20 protein-coding genes and 3 tRNA genes are annotated in these 20,049 nt (G+C 41.2%); 10 read left to right on the forward strand and 13 right to left on the reverse strand.

Features of this window, described 5'->3' with window-relative positions; genetic code table 11:
• A partial coding sequence (locus N483_RS27480; RefSeq protein ID WP_231105441.1) for a hypothetical protein occupies positions 1-244 on the forward strand: 244 nt, incomplete at its 5' end.
• A gap of 433 nt (positions 245-677) precedes the next feature.
• On the forward strand, positions 678-2,543 hold the full coding sequence (locus tag N483_RS10225) for a S8 family peptidase (RefSeq protein ID WP_023402273.1): 1,866 nt from the start codon (positions 678-680) through the stop codon (positions 2,541-2,543).
• A gap of 38 nt (positions 2,544-2,581) precedes the next feature.
• Here N483_RS10225 and N483_RS10230 read toward each other — a convergent pair whose 3' ends face one another.
• Entirely contained in the window at positions 2,582-3,772 is a 1,191-nt protein-coding gene (locus N483_RS10230; RefSeq protein ID WP_023402272.1) for a class I SAM-dependent methyltransferase, read from the reverse strand.
• A gap of 95 nt (positions 3,773-3,867) precedes the next feature.
• Here N483_RS10230 and N483_RS10235 point away from each other — a divergent pair, with 95 nt between their 5' ends.
• Positions 3,868-4,500 carry an HD domain-containing protein gene (locus N483_RS10235; protein WP_231105442.1) on the forward strand — a complete coding sequence of 211 codons (633 nt, stop codon included), beginning with the start codon at positions 3,868-3,870 and terminating at the stop codon, positions 4,498-4,500.
• A gap of 7 nt (positions 4,501-4,507) precedes the next feature.
• On the opposite strand, the gene N483_RS10240 is transcribed toward N483_RS10235, so the two are convergent.
• The gene (locus tag N483_RS10240) at positions 4,508-5,488 is read right to left on the reverse strand and encodes an ion channel (RefSeq protein WP_023402270.1); all 981 of its coding nucleotides are present in this window, start codon (positions 5,486-5,488) and stop codon (positions 4,508-4,510) included.
• A gap of 78 nt (positions 5,489-5,566) precedes the next feature.
• Here N483_RS10240 and N483_RS10245 point away from each other — a divergent pair, with 78 nt between their 5' ends.
• Entirely contained in the window at positions 5,567-6,229 is a 663-nt protein-coding gene (locus N483_RS10245; protein ID WP_023402269.1) for a M48 family metallopeptidase, read from the forward strand.
• A gap of 53 nt (positions 6,230-6,282) precedes the next feature.
• Here the strand turns inward: N483_RS10245 and N483_RS10250 are convergent.
• The 3 genes from N483_RS10250 to N483_RS10260 form a co-directional block, all read right to left on the reverse strand.
• Positions 6,283-6,367, reverse strand: a tRNA-Tyr gene (locus tag N483_RS10250).
• Between the two features lie 23 nt (positions 6,368-6,390).
• Positions 6,391-6,475 (reverse strand) — tRNA-Tyr (locus N483_RS10255).
• 19 nt (positions 6,476-6,494) lie between these two features.
• Positions 6,495-6,579, reverse strand: a tRNA-Tyr gene (locus N483_RS10260).
• Between the two features lie 112 nt (positions 6,580-6,691).
• On the opposite strand from N483_RS10260, the gene N483_RS10265 reads away from it, so the two are divergent.
• Entirely contained in the window at positions 6,692-7,213 is a 522-nt protein-coding gene (locus N483_RS10265) for a VC2046/SO_2500 family protein (RefSeq protein WP_023402268.1), read from the forward strand.
• Positions 7,214-7,305: 92 nt separating this feature from the next.
• Here the strand turns inward: N483_RS10265 and N483_RS10270 are convergent, their stop codons facing one another.
• From N483_RS10270 to N483_RS10280, 3 genes are all read right to left on the reverse strand, one after another.
• Positions 7,306-7,761, reverse strand: a complete 456-nt coding sequence (locus tag N483_RS10270) for a YchJ family protein (protein WP_023402267.1) — start codon at positions 7,759-7,761, stop codon at positions 7,306-7,308.
• Positions 7,762-7,776: 15 nt separating this feature from the next.
• A complete protein-coding gene (locus N483_RS10275) occupies positions 7,777-8,202 on the reverse strand; it encodes a SulA-like leucine-rich domain-containing protein (RefSeq protein ID WP_023402266.1) in 426 nt (141 codons plus the stop codon).
• A 110-nt stretch (positions 8,203-8,312) separates the two neighbouring features.
• Positions 8,313-8,771: a tetratricopeptide repeat protein gene (locus N483_RS10280; RefSeq protein WP_023402265.1), complete on the reverse strand. Its 459-nt coding sequence runs from the start codon at positions 8,769-8,771 to the stop codon at positions 8,313-8,315.
• A 119-nt stretch (positions 8,772-8,890) separates the two neighbouring features.
• Between N483_RS10280 and N483_RS10285 the strand changes: the two genes are divergently transcribed.
• Positions 8,891-10,180 (forward strand): NCS2 family permease, encoded by a 1,290-nt coding sequence (locus N483_RS10285; protein ID WP_023402264.1) that lies wholly within the window; start codon positions 8,891-8,893, stop codon positions 10,178-10,180.
• Here the strand turns inward: N483_RS10285 and N483_RS10290 are convergent, their stop codons facing one another.
• Positions 10,181-10,942 (reverse strand): hypothetical protein, encoded by a 762-nt coding sequence (locus tag N483_RS10290; protein ID WP_023402263.1) that lies wholly within the window; start codon positions 10,940-10,942, stop codon positions 10,181-10,183.
• A 279-nt stretch (positions 10,943-11,221) separates the two neighbouring features.
• On the opposite strand from N483_RS10290, the gene cysB reads away from it, so the two are divergent.
• Positions 11,222-12,199 (forward strand): HTH-type transcriptional regulator CysB, encoded by a 978-nt coding sequence (cysB, locus tag N483_RS10295; protein WP_023402261.1) that lies wholly within the window; start codon positions 11,222-11,224, stop codon positions 12,197-12,199.
• Positions 12,200-12,283: 84 nt separating this feature from the next.
• Here cysB and N483_RS10300 read toward each other — a convergent pair whose 3' ends face one another.
• From N483_RS10300 to pabB, 3 genes are all read right to left on the reverse strand, one after another.
• The gene (locus N483_RS10300) at positions 12,284-13,660 is read right to left on the reverse strand and encodes an L-serine ammonia-lyase (protein ID WP_023402260.1); all 1,377 of its coding nucleotides are present in this window, start codon (positions 13,658-13,660) and stop codon (positions 12,284-12,286) included.
• A gap of 100 nt (positions 13,661-13,760) precedes the next feature.
• The gene (locus N483_RS10305; RefSeq protein ID WP_023402259.1) at positions 13,761-14,318 is read right to left on the reverse strand and encodes a CoA pyrophosphatase; all 558 of its coding nucleotides are present in this window, start codon (positions 14,316-14,318) and stop codon (positions 13,761-13,763) included.
• Positions 14,315-15,658, reverse strand: a complete 1,344-nt coding sequence (gene pabB / locus N483_RS10310; RefSeq protein ID WP_023402258.1) for an aminodeoxychorismate synthase component I — start codon at positions 15,656-15,658, stop codon at positions 14,315-14,317. Before pabB ends, N483_RS10305 begins: the two co-directional genes overlap by 4 nt.
• Before the next feature lie 241 nt (positions 15,659-15,899).
• Between pabB and N483_RS10315 the strand changes: the two genes are divergently transcribed.
• Entirely contained in the window at positions 15,900-17,426 is a 1,527-nt protein-coding gene (locus N483_RS10315; protein ID WP_023402257.1) for a fumarate hydratase, read from the forward strand.
• A 51-nt stretch (positions 17,427-17,477) separates the two neighbouring features.
• Here N483_RS10315 and N483_RS26955 read toward each other — a convergent pair whose 3' ends face one another.
• On the reverse strand, positions 17,478-17,645 hold the full coding sequence (locus tag N483_RS26955; protein ID WP_023402256.1) for a hypothetical protein: 168 nt from the start codon (positions 17,643-17,645) through the stop codon (positions 17,478-17,480).
• 421 nt (positions 17,646-18,066) lie between these two features.
• Between N483_RS26955 and N483_RS10320 the strand changes: the two genes are divergently transcribed.
• Together N483_RS10320 and N483_RS10325 are read left to right on the forward strand one after the other, a co-directional pair.
• On the forward strand, positions 18,067-19,107 hold the full coding sequence (locus N483_RS10320; RefSeq protein ID WP_023402255.1) for a Leu/Phe/Val dehydrogenase: 1,041 nt from the start codon (positions 18,067-18,069) through the stop codon (positions 19,105-19,107).
• A gap of 60 nt (positions 19,108-19,167) precedes the next feature.
• On the forward strand, positions 19,168-19,833 hold the full coding sequence (locus N483_RS10325) for a CatA-like O-acetyltransferase (protein WP_023402254.1): 666 nt from the start codon (positions 19,168-19,170) through the stop codon (positions 19,831-19,833).
• The last annotated feature ends 216 nt before the right edge of the window (positions 19,834-20,049 follow it).

The raw sequence follows: 20,049 nt of genomic DNA on the forward strand, positions 1-20,049 counted from the left end.
AGGTGGTAGCCTTAGCAACTATCAAAACAGCTCATTTCACCTTGCGCAAACTGAACGCACTCACTTCGCTCGCAGACGTTACATTTTGCACGATATTCACCTTGCGCAAAAGAACCGTGCTCACTGCGTTCGCTGTCGTTACAATTTTCACTACAAGAACCGGATAGTAGTCGATAGCTTTTTGTTCCTATGTGTGCGATTAAGAGATATTTGCAATGCTTATTGTAATACTCCAAGTGTATGAGGGTCGCTAATTTGTAACAACTAGAATAAGTCGTCCAATTAGGAGGTGAGAGAAAGTGAAATAAAATCACTCTGATTTTATTTGAAAACTATCTAACCTTGAGTTGTTAACGGTTTAGCGCACTATTGCTATTAACTTTTAAATGTATAGTGGTTGTAAGATGCTTACTTTATTTTCGTATAAATGATTGAAAAAAATACTTAAAATAAGGTTTTTTCCTTTCCGGGTATAAGGTTTAACTATTGCAATCACTCAACTTGAATTAAGTTTGTTTAAGAATTGATATTAATGAATAAAACTTGCTGTTGTAAATTTTAGCTTACAAAAAGAAGGGTTTTTGGTTAAATTTAAGTTAAATAAATTGTTTATTAATTCTACATTTGCGCTACATTTTGATTGGAAATTAACCAAATGACATAATAAAGGAACAAGTATGCGTAAATTAAACACACTAGCATTTGCGGTCTTGGCGGGTCTTTCAGGCAGCTGCTTAGCACAAGCTGAGCTGATGTCTGTTGACCAAAACAGTGCAATTGAAGATCAGTATATTGTGGTCTTTAAAACGCCGGCCGTTATGAATGCTTCGAGTAGTGCTGCCATTTCTAACTATGCAGCGAGTCAAGCTCAAGCTTTGAGCACTCAGCATAATGTGCAGGTCACTCAGCATTTTGATGGTGTTTTAAATGGTGTTGTAGTTACAGCTTCAAAACAGAAAGTACAAGAACTACTAAGCAATCCGAGTATTGACTACATTGAGCAAGACCAAATTGTAACTGTTACTCCAATGGTTGATGCTAGCGCAGATCAAGGCAATGCAATCTGGGGCTTAGATAGAGTCGATCAAAGAGACTTGCCTCTAAACAGCAACTATCACTATGACTTTGATGGTAGCGGTGTAACGGCATATGTAATCGATACGGGCGTTCGTATCACACACGCAGAGTTTGGTGGCCGCGCAAGCCATGGTTATGACTTTGTTGATAATGACGCAGACTCTAGTGACTGTAATGGCCACGGTACTCACGTTGCTGGGACGATTGGCGGTGGTGCTTATGGTGTAGCTAAAAACGTTAACGTAGTAGGTGTGCGTGTTTTAGGATGTAATGGTTCTGGTTCATATTCAGGGGTGATCTCTGGCATTGACTGGGTTAAGAACAATGCAAGTGGTCCATCTGTCGCAAATATGAGTTTAGGTGGTGGTGTATCTCAGGCTGTTGATGATGCTGTAAATGCAGCGGTGGCGTCTGGTGTGACTTTCGTGGTTGCCGCTGGTAATGATAACAGCAGTGCATGTAACTATTCGCCAGCACGTGCAGCAGATGCTGTAACTGTGGGCTCTACAACTAGCTCTGATGCTCGCTCAAGCTTCTCGAACTACGGTAATTGTCTAGATATCTATGCACCTGGTTCTAGCATTAAGTCAGCTTGGTATAATTCAGATTCAGCAACAAACACAATCAGCGGCACGTCAATGGCCGCACCGCATGTAGCTGGTGTTGTTGCTCTATACCTAGATGAAAATCCATCACTGACACCTAGCCAGATCGACTCTTTACTCAGTTCTCGTAGCTCTAAAAATAAGGTCAGTGATGCGAAGAGTGGTTCTCCAAATGAATTACTATTCTCGCTAGCAGACTCAACGCCACCACCTCCACCACCGCCGTTACCTGAGCTTGATGATGGTGTTGCAGTAAATGCAAGTGGAGCTAACGGTGAAGAATCAAATTATTTATTCAAAGTACCTGCGGGCAAAACCACGTTAACAGTGAAACTCTCTGGTGGTACAGGTGACGCAGATCTTTATGTCCAACAAGGTCAACAGCCGACTCAAAGCAGTTACTCTTGTCGTCCTTACAAAAGTGGTAATGAAGAAGTTTGTACCTTTAATAACCCTGTTGCAGGCGACTGGTATATCATGCTACACGGCTACAGTGCATACTCCGGTGCTAGCTTAGTCGCAAGCACAGCTGGAGATGGTGGCGGTTGTGGTAACAACTGTTTGAGCAATGGTGTACCTGTGACTAACTTGTCTGGTGCTTCTGGTAGTGAGGTTGCATATACGATTGACGTGCCAGCTAATGCGACTGTTAATGTTCAAATATCAGGTGGTTCAGGTGATGCTGACCTATATGTGAGAAAAGGCGCTGCACCAACAACAAGCACCTATGATTGCAGACCATACCGTAATGGCAATGCTGAAACGTGCAGCCTAACAAACACTGGAGGAGACGCGACGTATCACATCATGTTACGCGGGTACAATGCTTACTCAGGTGTCACATTGACGGGCAGTTACTAATATTGAAATAAAAAGGGAGCCACTGGCTCCCTTTTTATTTAATAGACTTTACAAATAAGCCCTTTAAGGTAGAAACCTTCAGGATAAAACCCCGCGATGGGGTGGTCGGCAGCTTGGTTGAGCCTTTCCATTATCATTAGGTCTTTACCAGCATCAAGTGCTGCATCTGCAACGACTTTTTGAAATAGGTTTTGGTCCATTAGACCTGAGCATGAGAAGGTTAATAATGTACCACCGGGTTTTAATAGCTGCATAGCAAGCATATTGATATCTTTGTACCCTCTACATGCACCCGTAAGCTGTGCTTTACTTTCTGCAAACTTCGGTGGATCCATAACGATGGTATCAAACTGCCTGCCTTCATCTCGGTACTCTCTGAGCAATTTAAAGACATCTTTTTTGACAAAATCTACTTTACTCAGATCTAGATTGTTATGCTCTACATTTCTTCTGGCAGTGTCTAGTGCTGGTTGCGATACATCGACATTAATTACTTCATCACAGCCACCTCTGAGTGCGTAAAGGCTAAACGTACCGGTATAACAAAAACAATTCAGTACACTTTTACCTTTGGAGAAACGCTCTAGTGCAGCACGGCTGTCACGTTGGTCGAGATAAAAACCTGTTTTATGCCCACCGATAATATCGACTTCCAACTTGAGGCCGTTTTCTTCAATCAGCACAGGTGCATGTGGCGCATCTCCGTGCAGCACACCTGTGATCTTCTCAAGGCCTTCTTTTTTCCGTACATCAACGTCGGAGCGTTCATAGACATGACAATCGGGAAATAGTTCACGTAAAGCTGCAACAATTTCACCTTTATGCCTTTCGGCACCCGCACTCAGAAGCTGACATACCAAATAATTGTCAAACTTATCAATAGTAATACCGGGTAGTCCATCAGATTCAGCTGCGCTCAGCCTAAAGCCGGTCAGACCTCCTTCTGATATTGCATAGTCTCTTACTGCTAATGCACGTGCTAAGCGGCGTTTAAAAAATGCTTGGTCAATTTGTTCGCTTTCATCGAAACTCCAGATCCGTGCGCGGATCTGAGAGCTTGGACTATATGCTGCGGTAGCCAAGTATTGCCCATCGTGACTGTAGATTTTTACGATATCTCCAAGTCCGGGTTTACCTTTGATCTTTTTAATTGCTTTGGAGAATATCCATGGGTGTTTTCTTTTAAGAGATTTTTCTCGGCCGGGTTGTAAATACAGCGCGCAAGACATATAAATTCCTTACTAAGTAGAATCCTGTCATTTTAGTGAAGGGGGTTCCAACATACAATGTGAAGCAGAAGGTTTAAGTAAAAATGATGGAAAATATGAATAAGTTTGAAGCAGCATTTAAGGAATTTATGCTTGATACACCCTTTGCTGACACAGCACATGACCTTTCGCATATACAGAGGGTTGTGAAAACTGCAAAACAGTTAGCGATAGAAGAGGGGGCCGACCTAGAGGTTGTAATACCAGCAGCTTGGTTACATGACTGTGTCGCTGTTGCAAAAAATCACCCAGATCGAGCATTTGCGTCAAAAATGGCTGCCGACAAAGCAGAACGGTTTTTGATTGAAATCGGCTACCCTGAAGACAAATTAGAAGGAATATATCACGCAATCGTTGCACACAGTTTCAGTGCGAACGTGTCGCCAACGACACTCGAAGCACAAATCGTACAAGATGCTGACAGAATGGATGCATTAGGGGCAATAGGTGTGAGCCGTTGTATGAAAGTCGGCGGCGCAATAGCTAGACACCTATATCATACCGAAGACCCGTTTTGTGAGAAAAGAGAGCCAGATGATAAAAGTTATACTATTGATCATTTCTTTGTGAAGTTGCTGCACATTGAGTCGCAGATGCATACTGAGGCGGCAAAAAAAGAAGCCCAGAGGCGCACAGAGTTTATGCAACTGTTCTTGAGGGAGTTAGGGCGTGAAATTTCGAATGACTAGGTAGAAGCTACCTAGTCATTCTTTTAACGAATACAACGACGAATAGCGCCAATGAAAAGCTGCCAATAAAAGCTTCTATGGTCGCTATTAGGCGAGTAATACCAACCGGTGTGATATCCCCATACCCTAAGGTAGTAAATGTAACAACGCTAAAATAGAAGCAATTCAGCATTGAATGAAGGTTTTGTTTGAGGGGCGCATTGGTCGAAAATTGAATAATTTCGCCGTTGTAATTAATACCCAGCATAAAATAACAAAGAGCACACAATAAAATCATACCTAAGCTAAAGCGAATTACATTTTCTGGTTTTTCCCCATATCCGCATAACATGTCGATAAAGCTCGATACTAAGCGCTTTTTTGAATAGGTTGGGTATTGTGCATGGCGCATGCGCAACTCGCTATAAGTATACTTTCCTGCCATCTCAAACAAACCCTGCTGTTCAGCACCTTTTCTTAGTAATCTGTATATCTCTTCGCTTTGTAAATATAAATCTTGCGCTTCCTCTATATTTTTTTGTTTGGTTGCCTCAATGGCTTGTTTTTCTTGTAAGAGCTTGTCGCCCAATACGAGGTTATCAATTCTAGTTGCATTCAATTTCACTCCAAGAATATTGGTGTTTTCTAACTTGCAACAGTGTAGGTTCGCATCCCTTAAGTCCGCTTTCATTAAAGATGCATTTTGAATTGTACTGTTAAAGAGGTGAGCACCGTGTAAGTTCGCTCTATAAAAGTTGCTATACGATAGGTCATAGCCGTTGTGATCATTGAACTTAACGAGGTTTAGTCCTTCCAAATTAGCTCTTTTCAGCTCAAGCCCTTGCAGTAACCCCCCTTTTTTGGCATAACGTTCGAGTTTGTGAGATAGCTCTAATCCACTTTTGTCGAATTTGGCATCGTGCCAAAAACAATATCCAGAGCCCATGTCTATTTCTTGACACTTGTGTCCATCAGGAGATGTATACTGACATTTAGGTTTATTGTTCATGGCAGCCTGTTTTTTCCGTAATAAGTATAAAGGTTAGCAGCAAATTAGATTGATAGATGAAAAAGCAATAAATTTACTATGAATTTCAATTACCAACTTAAGCTCAGTCGACGAAGAAAGACAGTTGCAATTAAAGTAAAACCGGACGGAGTTGTCGTTTATGCGCCTGAGGGGATTTGTGAAAACTGGTTACAGGGTTGGCTGAGCTCAAAGCAAAGCTGGGTTGCTCAAAAACAGCGTTTGGTAGCAGATTCTTTACCATGTAAGCAAACACCAATAGAAAAAGTGGCAATCTATGGAGAGCACTACACGGTTTGTTATGGGCATTCGTCTGGCTATATTGATCACCAATACCATTGCATCTATATAGAATCATCAATGCAACAGCACAGAGATAACCACATTGGAGAAATATATGATTTGTTTAAGGTTGAACTTGAAGCCTATTTACATGCAAGATTACCTTACTATCAGGCTTTGATGGGGTCGGAATATAAAACCCTAAAAGTACGCTTTTATAAACGGCGGTGGGGCAGCCTTTCTAGTAAAGGTGTATTAGCTTTCAACAGTGCTTTATTGAGTGCACCTAAATGGGTTATTGATTATGTGATAGTGCATGAGCTCGCGCATTATCATGTCATGGCGCACAATCAGGCATTCTGGCGTATTGTAGGGCGTTATAATCCTGAATTTGAAAAAGCAAAGGCATATTTGAAGCAGGAAATGAAGATTATCCTGTAGATACTAAAAATGAAATGAAGATGTAAAGAAATTAAATTAAGATAAAAAGGAAGTGGTGGAGGGAGCTGGATTCGAACCAGCGAAGGCTGAGCCGTCAGATTTACAGTCTGATCCCTTTGGCCGCTCGGGAACCCCTCCATAACAGATTTTCAAGTACAAAGTGGTGGAGGGAGCTGGATTCGAACCAGCGAAGGCTGAGCCGTCAGATTTACAGTCTGATCCCTTTGGCCGCTCGGGAACCCCTCCAATTGTACTTTGTCGTTGATGGTGGAGGGAGCTGGATTCGAACCAGCGAAGGCTGAGCCGTCAGATTTACAGTCTGATCCCTTTGGCCGCTCGGGAACCCCTCCTCAACAACGGCGCTGATAATAACAAAGTTTTTGACGAAGTAAAGAAATGTCCTAAAGTTTTTTCAAAAAATGCCGATAAATTTTCAGACTTTGAAAATTTTGGCGAAAATCCATGCAGATAGAACAATTGTTACTCAAAGAAGCGCAGTTAGGCAATGCGTTGAGTTTGAGTGTCCATGAATCGCGTAGAAGCGATTTTGCTCTGCTATTAAGTGCATTATCACAAGATGCATTGGATTTTAGCCAGTTTGACTTACCACGAAGTGCTGTTGACGAAGCTGATAAGTCTGAAGAGGCATTGCGAAAAGAGTTACAAGTAGGCCCGAAGCAGCCTTTGGCACCTGAAGAGTTTGATTTTTTAATTGGACAATACAACCGTTATTTTGTGAAAGATGGTGGGTTAGAAGACATCAAGCTAAATGAGTGTCTTGACCCTGAACCATTTCATATTCGTGATGATAAAACGCATATCCCTTTAAACGTCATGGAAAACCTAGAGCCGGCAGTGAAAGCAAAACTATATAAACAAAAGCATCCTGAAATTGAGGTTAAAGAAAGAGAAATAGATGCTGCCGGGTTTTATGATCAGTTGGCCAGTGGAGAAATGCAGTCTCAATTAAATGTGGCTGTATAATCGCTTTATTATGATTCTGATAAGATAGGGAGTGCTGATTAAATCTCGAAAGTGGCATTGGTGAGGTAACGCCACTTCAGGCTGAATGCAGGTTATCCGTGACATTTCTTGAACTTTTTCCCACTTAAGCAGGGACAAGGATCGTTTCGGCTTACTTTTTTACTTTCTTCAGGGTAAAGAGCGCCGTCAAGATATAGCCATGCGCCATTCTCTTTTACAAATCTGGAGCGTTCGTGCAACACGCTCAGCTGCACCCCTTCTAAATACGCTGCTTTGAATTCTACATATTGATATTGGTCATCTTGATCAGTTTCAATAACATCCAAATGAACAAACTTAACTTGCTGAGCGAACATGAGTATATCTTCGACTGTGTGCTCGCTGCGTGTTTTTGATGCATACGTATTTAAAATATACTCACATTCCTTTGTACAGTATGCACTATAACGAGAGCGCATTAGCTGTTCAGATTGGTGAGGAATAGACTGTCCTTTAATAAATGGCTTGCAGCATTGCTCAAAGGCTTGTGTGTTACCACAAAAACACATAAATGACCTATATAGTTAGTGTGTGAGCTTTGATAGTGGCAATTGAGCAAAGTCTTTAAAGCAGTACAGTGCTGTTTTAGAGTGATTTAGGCTACGATATTCAATTTGCTTTTTCGTCAAAATACCAGGCCAAGTGATGACAGCTGCAAAATTACCATTGGACAAAGCGCTATCCAGTGTGTGCTCTAAGTTTATCAGATCCTTTTGCTTAAGCACTAGTAGCTTATTAACATCAATATTGTAGCCATCTAACATAGATTTACTGAAAACCTGATCTGGTGCTATCAAAAGTGTCCAGCCGGCTTTTGAATTGCAACGATATAAGATTTTTAAAAGTTCATTACTGGTGGTTGTTTCATCGTATGCATCCAAGATATTCAAACTACTGGCATGACTAATGCTGCTCGATTGCGTTTTTACATTGGGTGTGATTGGTAACATGATTAGACCACTGATTCTTTATACAGTATGTATACAGTATTTCATACAGTGGTTTTAATCAAGTTTTATTTGGTGTTTTTTTGTTCACTTCGACTTGTTAATACCTGAAGCTACTCTGGGCTTGCCCCAAAATGCATTTGCTGATGGATTTGTTCAAATAAAGTAGCAGCATAGCACTGTGCATCTATATAACGTTTTGTTGTCAGGTGAGGGCGGACTTCATTGAGAGTACTTAATGCCGCGCTATTGCCTTGACTCTGCGCTAAGCTTAACCAAGCGACACCGTGAAAAACACTTTTAGGCACGCCTTGGCCTTTTATAAATAACAAGCCCAAATAAAATTGTGCTTTGTTATCACCAGACATCGCTGCCAATCTCATCCACTTAGCGGCAAGCGGATACTGCTTTTCTTTGATGTAATAAAGGCCTTTTTTATAAGCTTGTTCTGGATCTTGTGCCTTTGGCCAGCTGTGTTTGGGGTCTGGTTCTTGGGTGACAAATTCGAGTACATTGAATAGTTGTTGCTCGAGGTCTCCGCCATAAGCTTTTGTAGATTGATTGCTTTTCATACTCTCTTCACTTATTACAACTTAGTTTTCATTGTAGCTGATTTTTAGTTTATTTGTCCGTTAATGACGAGGAAATATGGTAAAATTGCCTCCCTCGTTTCTATTTAAAATACAAAGACATGCTAGAAAAACTATTTTCTCTCAAAGCGCTACAGACCAATGTAAAAACGGAGGTCGTGGCAGGGCTCACTACATTTATTACCATGGTTTATATTGTATTTGTTAACCCGGCCATGTTGGCTGAAGCCGGGATTGATCATGGTGCAGCGTTCGTTGCCACTTGTTTAGCCGCTGCAATTGGCTGTTTTATTATGGGCTTCTTTGCAAATTACCCATTGGCTTTGGCACCTGGTATGGGGTTAAACGCATTTTTTACGTATGGTGTTGTTTTAGGTATGGGGCATAGCTGGCAAACTGCCTTGGGGGCGGTCTTCTTATCTGGGTGCCTGTTTTTACTACTAAGTATTTTCAAAATTAGAGAGTGGGTAATTCAGGCAATTCCAGTTGTACTCAAGCGTGCGATAGCAACTGGGATTGGGGCGTTTTTGGCTTTGATTGCATTAAAAAATGCTGAAATTATTGTTTCAAGCCCAGCCACTTTTGTGCAACTTGGCGATATTACCAGTCCCGGTCCATTGTTGGCCATTTTCAGCCTTTTTGTGATTACTGCACTAATGTATAGAGAGTGGAAAAGTGGTGTATTGATCAGTATTTTATTAGTCACGGTTATCGCTTGGGCGGCAGGTTTAGTTGAGTACCAAGGCATTATTTCTGCACCACCGAGCATTGCGCCTACGTTAGGCCAATTAGATATTGCCGGCGCATTAGAAATTACTATGCTGAGCGTGGTATTTGCTTTCTTATTTGTTGACCTGTTTGATACTAGCGGTACTTTGGTCGCAGTAACTCAAAAAGCGGGCATTGCAGATGAAAAAGGAAATATGCCGAGATTAGGGCGCGCTTTATCTGCAGACAGCACTGCGACAGTCGCAGGTTCGTTTTTAGGGACTTCTACGACGACTTCTTATATCGAGTCTGTATCTGGTGTTTCTGTTGGCGGACGCACGGGGCTCACAGCTGTGGTGGTGGGCTTTTGCTTTTTACTTATGATGTTTTTTGCACCTTTGGCAAAAATGGTGCCTGCATATGCAACTGCTGGTGCAATTTTGTATGTCGCAGTTTTGATGTTGCAAAACCTGAAGCTGGTGAACTGGGACGATATGACAGACGCGATCCCTGTTAGCGTTGTTTTGTTGATGACGCCGCTAACATTCTCAATTGCACATGGGATAGCATTGGGTTTTATTGCTTACACTGCGGTAAAGCTGGCTTGCAACAAAAAAGACGATATATCCATCAGTGTGTGGGTTCTGACTGTGTTATTTATCGTCAAATTTGCGCTTAGTTGATCACCATTTCTTTTTCGGAGCGAAAAGGACGTCTAAATCGTCCTTTTCTTTTTCTGCTTTTTTCTTAACCGCAGAAGCATTCGAAGCCTTTAGTTCAACACTAATTTCGTTGAGGTAGGTCTCTAGCTGGTTCTTTTTCTCAGTTACATATTCGTCGCTATAGGTCACAGCCATTATGGTCGCATAGGCTTTTTCAAAGTACTGTCTGGCTGAGCCAACCATATTGGCTGTTTTTGCAGATAGGCCTCGTTTGATCTGGCTTTCAACGTTAATGCGTAGTTGGATCTTCTCTAAACGACGGTCTTCTTTTACAAAGACTTGAGTATCTACTTTCCCTTTACTGTGTTCAGAGCGTAAAAGTTGGCGAAGTTTTTTGATGCCTTGCACCAGCGCAATCAGCTGTTTGTCGTTGTCGGGCAATGAGACTTTATCACTGTCAGTGAGGTTAGCAGGTTCCATACTCATGCGTTCTTGAGATTCGTGCAGTCGGTTTTTAAGCTCTCTTGATGTGGGGGTGAGTTCTACCATCATGGCTAACGCATCATGAACACGTTTTTGAATCACCCTAAGCATGTCCCCAGACATAGGGATATTTGTGCTATTCACGAGAACATCTTCGGACTCTTCTATTATCCGCTTTTGTTTTGCTAGTTCTTTGCGTCTTTCTGCTTCTTGTTTCTCTTTGTGTTGCTGTATTGCACTAATCCATACAGCTATCACAACCAAAGCAACAATCAACAATATTATTATGTAAACAAACATACCCGAATCTCTACGAAAACTACCCAAGGCGATAATTTTTTATATTACATCAAACAATTGTATATTGGATAGTTTTAATAACAAGGTGTATGTAAATGAATTTGAATACACCATTTTTCAGTATAGACGTTTCTAATTCGTTTTTCTTATATGATTGCGTAATTGTTACAATTACTATCAGGCTACCAATAACTATGCTAGTCTTACAAAAGATCCGACTCGGCGTTCCGCGTAAACCAAGTCACTTATTGGATAACAACTAAAAAAATAAACAATGTTATGAAATTACAACAATTGAAATACATAGTTGAAGTACTTAATCATAATTTGAATGTATCTGCTACTGCTGAAAGTCTTTACACTTCTCAGCCAGGTATTTCAAAACAAGTACGTATGCTAGAAGATGAATTGGGTGTGCAGATCTTTGGCCGTAGTGGTAAGCACCTTACACATGTAACCAGTGCTGGTAATGAGATCATCAATATTGCCAGAGAAATTTTGTCAAAAGTTGAAGGTATCAAAGCGGTTGCAAATGAACACACTTTGCCTGATCAAGGTAAATTAAACATTGCAACGACACATACCCAAGCAAGATATGCTTTACCTCCTGTTATTCAAGGGTTTATGCAAAAGTATCCGGCTGTTTCTTTACACATGCATCAAGGTACTCCGCAGCAAATATCAGATGCGGCTGCGAGAGGTGACGCGGACTTTGCAATTGCAACAGAGGCGCTCCATTTATACGGTGATTTGATCATGTTGCCATGTTATCACTGGAATAGAAGCATTGTGGTAACGAAAGACCACCCGCTAGCGCAGCTTGGCAAGAATATTACTGTACAAGACGTAGCAAAATACCCACTCATAACCTATGTATTTGGTTTTACTGGTCGCTCTGAACTAGATAAAGCATTTAATGCGCATGGTCTTGAGCCACACATTGTATTTACAGCAACTGATGCTGATGTGATTAAGACATATGTGAGACTTGGGTTGGGCGTAGGCGTATTGGCAACCATGGCTGTTGACGATATTGCAGATAAAGACTTGGTCTGTATTGATGCCAGCCATCTGTTTGAAGCGAGCACGACAAAAATTGGCTTTAGAAAAGGTAGTTTTTTAAGAGGCTACATGTATGACTTTATAGAGCGTTTTGCGCCGCATTTGACGAAAGATGTGGTTGAAAAAGCCAGCCTTATGCGTAATCAAGATGATGTAGATGCATTGTTCGCTAAAGTCACTTTACCGGTAAAATAAAAGCCGCGTTTTGAATAGTCTACTTGTAGACTTTCTCTTTGCGGCTTTAATATAAAAACCCAACTTGCGTTGGGTTTTTTTGTTTTAGCACTCAATAATATTTACGGCAAGACCGCCACGTGCAGTTTCTTTATATTTGGTCTTCATATCGTTACCTGTGTCTAGCATGGTTTTGATGACCTTGTCCAAAGAGACCTTTTGCTCTCCTGTACCTCGAAGAGCAAGCCTTGAGGCATTGATGGCTTTGACTGCACCCATAGCATTTCGTTCAATACACGGCACTTGTACTAATCCCCCAACAGGGTCACAGGTTAAGCCTAGGTTGTGTTCCATACCAATTTCAGCTGCGTTTTCGACATGAACGACATTGCCACCCATGATTTCAGTCAATGCACCAGCGGCCATTGAGCAGGCGACACCAACTTCACCTTGGCAACCAACCTCTGCTCCCGAGATAGAAGCATTCTTTTTATAGAGGATGCCAATGGCTGCGGCTGTCAGTAAGTAACGTGTTGCAATTTCGATATCAACTTCTTTGATGAAGGTGTGATAATACATCAATACGGCTGGTAATATACCGGCGGCACCGTTAGTCGGTGCGGTGACGACTCGTCCTCCAGCTGCGTTCTCTTCATTTACGGCAAGGGCAAATAAATCAACCCAGTCCATTGCTCGAAGCGGATCGTTGCTGTTTTCTACATTGAGTTTAAGATATAGGCTCGGTGCTCGGCGTTTTACTTTTAATCCACCAGGAAGGATCCCTTCGGTACGCATTCCCCTCTCTGTACACGCTTTCATCACTTGCCAAATATTGAACAGCTCTTGTTTTATTTCACTTTCACTGCGAAGAGTTTTTTCATTAGCCATCATTAATGCAGAAACACTTAGCCCAGTTTCCTTACAGATGTTTAAAAGCTCCTCAGCTGTATCAAACAAATAGGGCGCTGGGTTTTGTTCTCGCACATCAAGTGCAGCTTGCTTTTCTGCTTCAAAATCTTGATCCGTGACAATGAACCCACCGCCAATTGAATAGTAGATCTGGCTATGTAAAAGTGTCTCACCTTTATATGCTTGGATTTCCATGGCATTTGAATGCTTCGGCAGTGTTTTTCGACGGTGAAATACAACAGCGCCTTGCTTTGGGAAATCAGCTTTATGTTTTTGATCAAGATAGATTACTTGCTCTTGCTCAATTTTTTCGAGTATTTCTGGAACAAGATCTGCGTCGATGGTTTCGGGATCATGGCCAGCAAGGCCTAATATGACAGCTTTACCTGAACCATGGCCGATCCCTGTTTGACCAAGGGAGCCAAATAATTCGACTTTGACAGAAGTGACGTCGTCAATTAATTTACTATTTTGTAGATCTTTGACAAAAAGACGCGAAGCGCGCATTGGACCAACAGTATGGGAAGACGATGGCCCAATACCGATGCTAAACATATCGAATGCACTAATCATAAAATTTACTCATCATTGCCTCTGAACGGGCGCACATAATAACGTTAATTATTGCAGAAGTAACCCGTTATTGAACGGAAATTTGACAATTGTAATGAGTTTATGAAAGCGACTTGGTTAATTTTTTTATTATGCTTGCTGTGGCCCCCCATAAAAGACCATGCGATGTCATGAATCCATTGATATTTATGGTGTTGCCACGGATTTGGCAAGGGTAGCTCCGCCATTGTTTAGGGTCCATTAAAGCGCTTAAAGAAACCGTAAATACGCTGTCGACTTCACTACTTGTTTGTTGCCACGTGGCGGAGTTTTGTACTAGAGCTACGACCGGAGTAATATGAAATCCGCTCAAGGAGCTATGCGTTGGCAGCTGTCCAAGCGTTGTGACTTGCTCTCTATCAAGGTTAATTTCCTCGAAGGTTTCTCTTAGGGCTGTATCTTCAACTGAGCTATCATGCTGCTCTACTTTTCCGCCAGGAAAACAAATTTGGCTTGGGTGTGCTCTTAGGCTGGCGTTGCGTTTACAAAGCAAGATGTGCGCACAGCCTTCTACTTCAACTAGCGGCACCAAAACGGCACTTTGAACTCCCTGTAATGTTGTACAGGAGGTTGCAAAAGGTGACAGTCTAAAGCTACTAATTAAATGGTCGAGTTTCATTGCAGTATTGGTAAAATTTTATTGACCTTGTGATAAGTTTCTTGATACTCAGCTTCTAGCTCAGAATCGGCGACAATCCCACCTCCTGCCCAGCAATGGATTGTTTGCTTCTCACATACCAATGTGCGAATTGTAATTGAAGTATCCATATCACCACAGGCGCTTAGGTAGCCTATAGAACCACAGTACGCACTTCTGCGATGAGGTTCAAGTTCTTCTATTATCTCCATCGCTCTAATTTTCGGAGCTCCTGTGATCGAGCCGCCAGGAAACGCAGCGTGTAATTGGTCCACCGCCTTTTTACCTTCTGCGAGTTCACAAGTTACAGTGCTGACAAGATGGTGAACAGCTGGGAAGCTTTCTATGTCGAATAATTTAGGCACGCTGACGGAACCTGGCTTGGCAACTTTACCTAAGTCATTGCGAAGTAAGTCAACGATCATAACGTTTTCAGCACGATCTTTACTGCTATTTTTTAATTTGAGCGCCTGTTCAATGTCAGCTTGTTGGTCAGGCAAGCGAGGCAATGTCCCTTTTATTGGTTTTGTTTCAACTTTCCTTTGGCGTACAGAGATAAACCTCTCCGGAGATACAGAAACGATTGCTGCATCATTACCTAAATTGAAATAAGCAGAAAATGGCGCCTGATTGTGTTGTCTTAATTTTTTATAGGCTGCCCATGGAGAGCCTCGAAACTGCGCACTGAACCTCTGCGCTAGGTTAATTTGATAACAATCACCGCTTAGTAGGTAGTCTTGAATGCGCTGAAACTTATTTTGATATTCCTGCTTGGTCATATTAGATTGCCAATCGCTACACAATTCAAAGTGATGTTGCTCGGCATTGTCCGCAATTAAGGTCATATAATGTTCAAGACGATTCACCTCTGGCTGAGATACATAAAACCATTGCGCCTGTTTATTGTCGTAAATCAGGGCGTCAAGATAGAGGCCAGCAGACATGTCGGGAAGCGAAATATCTGAATTGGCATGCGCGGGTAATGATTCTATGTACCGGCCTAAATCGTAACCAAAATAGCCAAGCCATCCGCCGCAAAAGGGCAGTGCATGAATGCGTTGTGGACAAAGAGCATCTAAATGATGTTGTAGTATTTCAAATACACTCTGTTGTTGTTCGACACCATCTATATAAACAGTCCCGTTTTTAGCTTCTAGTACATGTACTGGCGCAAAGCTAATAATGTCAAATCGACTATTCTCGTGCGCTGCGTCACTAGAATCTAAAAGAATAGCGTGATGTTGAGTTGCAATTTGTTCAAAAACTTCAACGGTTGAGAGTGAAATGTCAACGGCAATGCAATTATTCTGTGCATTTATCATTTACTTGACCCTGAAAACTAGCCCGAAACGGGCGAGGAGGTTATCATAATTAGAAATGAATCTATAGAGTAGTGAAGTGATAACTCATATACCATATTCATACTGGAGTTTAGTTGAGCATAATAGGGGCACCCATATATTTTGTGACTTACTCGCAGTGTTACTGGTTATTCGTTAGCATATTACTACTTATCAAGAACATGCCATTTAGTTAGATTAAGTGGCTAATAAAGGAACCGTCATGAGCATTATCCGTCAGCAAGATTTTATTGATAGCATTGAAGATGCATTACAATATATCTCTTTTTACCATCCTCTTGATTTTGTGCAAGCATTAGAAAAAGCTTACAACAATGAGCAAAGCAAAGCAGCTAAAGATGCAATTGCACAAATCCTGATCAACTCGCGGATGTCAGCCGAAGGCAAGCGTCCACTTTGCCAAGATACAGGTATTGTTACCTGCTTTGTAAAAGTGGGCATGGACGTAAAATGGGACAAAACGGATTTAACTGTACAACAGATGGTTGATGAAGGCACACGTCGCGCATATACAAACCCAGACAATCCATTGCGTGCTTCAATCGTTGCAGATCCTGCTGGCAGCCGTAAAAATACAAAAGACAATACGCCATCAGTGGTACATGTGGATTTAGTCCCTGGTGCTGAGGTTGAAGTGATGATCGCAGCTAAAGGCGGTGGTTCTGAAAATAAAACTAAAATGGCGATGTTAAACCCGTCGGATGATGTGGCAGCTTGGGTTGAAAAAACGTTACCAACGATGGGGGCGGGCTGGTGTCCACCTGGCATGATTGGTATTGGTATTGGCGGAACAGCAGAAAAAGCGGCTGTATTGGCGAAAGAATCGCTAATGGATCCTGTTGATATTCATGATTTACAAGAGCGTGGTGCTGAGACAGCGGAAGAAAAGCTACGTATAGAAATCTTTGAAAGAGCGAATAAGCTAGGTATTGGTGCTCAAGGTCTTGGTGGCTTGACGACGGTTGTTGATGTAAAGATCAAAACAGCACCGACTCATGCAGCATCAAAACCTGTAGTTATGATCCCAAACTGTGCGGCTACTCGTCACGTACATTTCACGCTTGATGGATCTGGTCCTGCAGATCTTAAAGCGCCAAAATTAGAAGATTGGCCAGAAGTAACATGGGAAGTGGGTGAAGATACGCGTCGCGTAAACTTAGACACATTGACTAAAGAAGACATCCAAGATTGGAAGATGGGTGAAACTGTATTGTTATCCGGTAAAATCTTGACAGGTCGAGACGCCGCGCACAAACGACTGCAAGAGATGATTAATTCAGGAGAAGGCTTACCGGAAGGTGTGGACTTTACCAATAAGTTTATTTATTACGTTGGCCCTGTTGATGCAGTGGGTGATGAGGTCGTAGGTCCTGCTGGCCCGACAACTTCTACGCGTATGGATAAGTTCACTGACTTAATGTTAGAGAAGACAGGTCTTGTTGGAATGATAGGCAAAGCAGAGCGTGGCCCTGCAACTGTAGAGTCTATCAAGCAAAACAAGGCTGTATACTTGATGGCCGTAGGTGGTGCTGCTTATTTAGTTGCGAAAGCGATTAAGAAATCTCGCGTTGTTGCTTTTGAAGATTTAGGTATGGAAGCAATTTATGAATTTGAAGTGGAAGATATGCCTGTAACAGTAGCTGTAGATAGTGAAGGTGCAAATGCACATACTCAAGGGCCTGCTATCTGGAAAGCAAAAATTGAAGAGCTTGATAGTAAATTAAGCTAATTACTGCAAAGGGCAGGCTGTTCTAATCTCAGCCTGCCGATGCTACTGTTATTAGCACATTTGACTACCTGGAGTTATTTTTGCACATCGAGGAGTACCTGTAATCCCAGGGATCCCCGGAGGACCACCAGTCCCGCCTGCAACAAACATGGTTTTATCTAGTCTGACATTATTATCCGAGAGTGTCTTAAGTTCTTTTTTTACTAATTTAACTTTCACTTAAATATCCTTTTGAACTTTTAATTTTATTATTAAATTTGCCGATATGGCATTTTGTATATTATATACAACGCGTGATGAGTCAACAGGTTACATATGAAACATTTAATAGTTTAAAATACTGAGTAAAATTGAAGCATATTTGGCGTGTAAATTTATACTTACAAGGGATGCTTTGTTTACGTTTACGTAAACAGAAAGCGTGAGTTAAAAAGGTATTTATAATTAAATATGTTCATAAGTTAATCTATATTGGATTAAACCTTCCATTTGGCTGTTTATGTTGGATTGTTTATGTGAGATGGTGAGGTGTTCGGCTTAGATCATCTCATTTGCTGGATTGACTAATGGGTTAATGGTAGAGTCAGGCCAATTTCAGCGCTATCTGACAGGGTCAGACAATAATCGGAGAATAATCAAAGTGGCTGTATTTAACCAAGTTGAATTTGATAACCATGAACAAGTTGTGTTTTGTTCTGATGAAAAATCGGGTTTAAAAGCGATTATCGCAGTACATAATACTAAATTGGGTCCAGCTGTAGGTGGTTGTCGCCTATGGGATTATGCAGAAGACCAAGATGCAGTTTACGATGTTTTACGTCTTTCAAAAGGCATGACATATAAAAATGCTGTGGCACGTCTTCCGTTCGGAGGCGGCAAGTCGGTGATCATTGGCGATGCAAAAACAGTCAAATCTGAAGCATTATTCAGAGCATTTGGAAAACACTTAGAAAGACTAGGTGGTAGTTATTATTCTGCAGAAGATGTAAACATCACAACGGGTGATGTGATGATGATGCATAAAGAAACCAATTATGTACTTGGTCTTGAAGGGAAAAGTGGTAATCCTTCACCATTTACCGCGCTAGGTACGTTTTTGGGTATCAAAGCAGCTTATCAACACAAGCATGGTCATCAGGACCTATCCGGTGTAAAAGTCGCTGTTCAAGGCTTAGGTGCTGTTGCGTATAGTTTATGTAAGTACTTACACGAAGCTGGTGCACAGCTTTTTGTAACAGACATCAATGAAGCATCTGTAGCGCGCGTAGTGAACGATTTTAACGCAACCGCTGTGTCAATTGACGAAATCTACGACCTAGACGTAGATGTCTATGCGCCTTGCGCTTTAGGGGCGACTGTAAATGATGAAACAATCCCTCGTATCAAAGCCTCAATCATTGCTGGCTGTGCTAACAACCAATTAGCGGAACCGAGACATGGTGATGTGCTGCGTGAAAAAGGTGTTCTTTATGCGCCTGATTACGTTATCAACGCGGGTGGCATCATTAATGTTTATTACGAGACAAAACCAGAAGGTTATGATGAAGCACTAGCAACAAAGCATGTTGAAGGCATTTTCGATACGCTGGCGGAAATATTCAAGCGTTCTGATGATGAACAAAAATCTACCCATGTTATTGCGGATGAGCTTGCATTAGAAATCATTGAAAATGGACTGTGATAGATTAGTATTGCAGCTATAATAGAGGGCGATTATCGCCCTTTTTTTGTTGCTGTATTTATGAAAAAAATAAATCTAACTACTTGGGAACGAGCTGAGCATTTTCAGTTTTATCAGCAGTTCGATGACCCAAACTTCAATATTGTCACTTCACTTGATACTCATTCTTTATATGCAGATGCACAGGAGGCAAAGCTGCCTTTTTCCGATTGTTATCTATACTGCTTAACACAAGCACTGAGAGTATGTGATTTTATGCGTTTGCGAATTGTGGACAACGCACCTGTAGAAGTTGATGACGTAGCAATTAGTAGTACATTCTTAGCTGAGAACAAAACTTTCAGATTTATTTTGTTAGAAAACTGCGATTCAATTGATGAATTTGTCACAAAGAACCAAGCTAATAAGCAGCGAGGGCTAAAACAGCGATTACTAAATGAAGAATTTATCTCTCAAAGTGATGCTGTCGATCGAGTTTATGTTTCTATATTACCTTGGTTTGAGGTATATGGATTCAAGCATGCTCGTCATAATGGGGATAATTTAGGCATCCCTAAAGTTGTTTTTGGTAAATTTAACAAAGAGAAAAATAGCTTGTCTGTATCAATAGAGGTACATCATGGATTGGTGGACGGGTATCATTTATCACTGTTTTTAGATGAATTCCGTCGTCAGATCATTGCGTTATGTGAATATTTACAAAGTAAAAAAAATTTTGGGGGCTGATAATATTGTGTTATATGCAATTCTTTTTTCCTGCGAAAATATTCTAACGCAATGAAAAATAAAGCCAAACCGATGATTTTAAATGTAGATGGAAATAAGACTTGGTTAATTTTTAACTGTAATAAATTGTTAATTAAGTTGCTTTGTGTATGAAAAGTAAGTGATTTAAGTTTTTTTTCTTTGTTTTGTTGTTAATGCAATGTTTTATTTCAAGTT

The sequence above is a fragment of the Pseudoalteromonas luteoviolacea NCIMB 1944 genome (assembly GCF_001625565.1).
GTDB lineage: Bacteria > Pseudomonadota > Gammaproteobacteria > Enterobacterales > Alteromonadaceae > Pseudoalteromonas > Pseudoalteromonas luteoviolacea_F.

Coding starts and splice junctions, on each gene's coding strand:
- N483_RS10225 (WP_023402273.1), top strand. CDS start 678: ATGCGTAAATTAAACACACTAGCATTTGCGGTCTTGGCGGGTCTTTCA.
- N483_RS10230 (WP_023402272.1), bottom strand. CDS start 3,772: ATGTCTTGCGCGCTGTATTTACAACCCGGCCGAGAAAAATCTCTTAAA.
- N483_RS10235 (WP_231105442.1), top strand. CDS start 3,868: ATGAATAAGTTTGAAGCAGCATTTAAGGAATTTATGCTTGATACACCC.
- N483_RS10240 (WP_023402270.1), bottom strand. CDS start 5,488: ATGAACAATAAACCTAAATGTCAGTATACATCTCCTGATGGACACAAG.
- N483_RS10245 (WP_023402269.1), top strand. CDS start 5,567: ATGAATTTCAATTACCAACTTAAGCTCAGTCGACGAAGAAAGACAGTT.
- N483_RS10265 (WP_023402268.1), top strand. CDS start 6,692: ATGCAGATAGAACAATTGTTACTCAAAGAAGCGCAGTTAGGCAATGCG.
- N483_RS10270 (WP_023402267.1), bottom strand. CDS start 7,761: ATGTGTTTTTGTGGTAACACACAAGCCTTTGAGCAATGCTGCAAGCCA.
- N483_RS10275 (WP_023402266.1), bottom strand. CDS start 8,202: ATGTTACCAATCACACCCAATGTAAAAACGCAATCGAGCAGCATTAGT.
- N483_RS10280 (WP_023402265.1), bottom strand. CDS start 8,771: ATGAAAAGCAATCAATCTACAAAAGCTTATGGCGGAGACCTCGAGCAA.
- N483_RS10285 (WP_023402264.1), top strand. CDS start 8,891: ATGCTAGAAAAACTATTTTCTCTCAAAGCGCTACAGACCAATGTAAAA.
- N483_RS10290 (WP_023402263.1), bottom strand. CDS start 10,942: ATGTTTGTTTACATAATAATATTGTTGATTGTTGCTTTGGTTGTGATA.
- cysB (WP_023402261.1), top strand. CDS start 11,222: ATGAAATTACAACAATTGAAATACATAGTTGAAGTACTTAATCATAAT.
- N483_RS10300 (WP_023402260.1), bottom strand. CDS start 13,660: ATGATTAGTGCATTCGATATGTTTAGCATCGGTATTGGGCCATCGTCT.
- N483_RS10305 (WP_023402259.1), bottom strand. CDS start 14,318: ATGAAACTCGACCATTTAATTAGTAGCTTTAGACTGTCACCTTTTGCA.
- pabB (WP_023402258.1), bottom strand. CDS start 15,658: ATGATAAATGCACAGAATAATTGCATTGCCGTTGACATTTCACTCTCA.
- N483_RS10315 (WP_023402257.1), top strand. CDS start 15,900: ATGAGCATTATCCGTCAGCAAGATTTTATTGATAGCATTGAAGATGCA.
- N483_RS10325 (WP_023402254.1), top strand. CDS start 19,168: ATGAAAAAAATAAATCTAACTACTTGGGAACGAGCTGAGCATTTTCAG.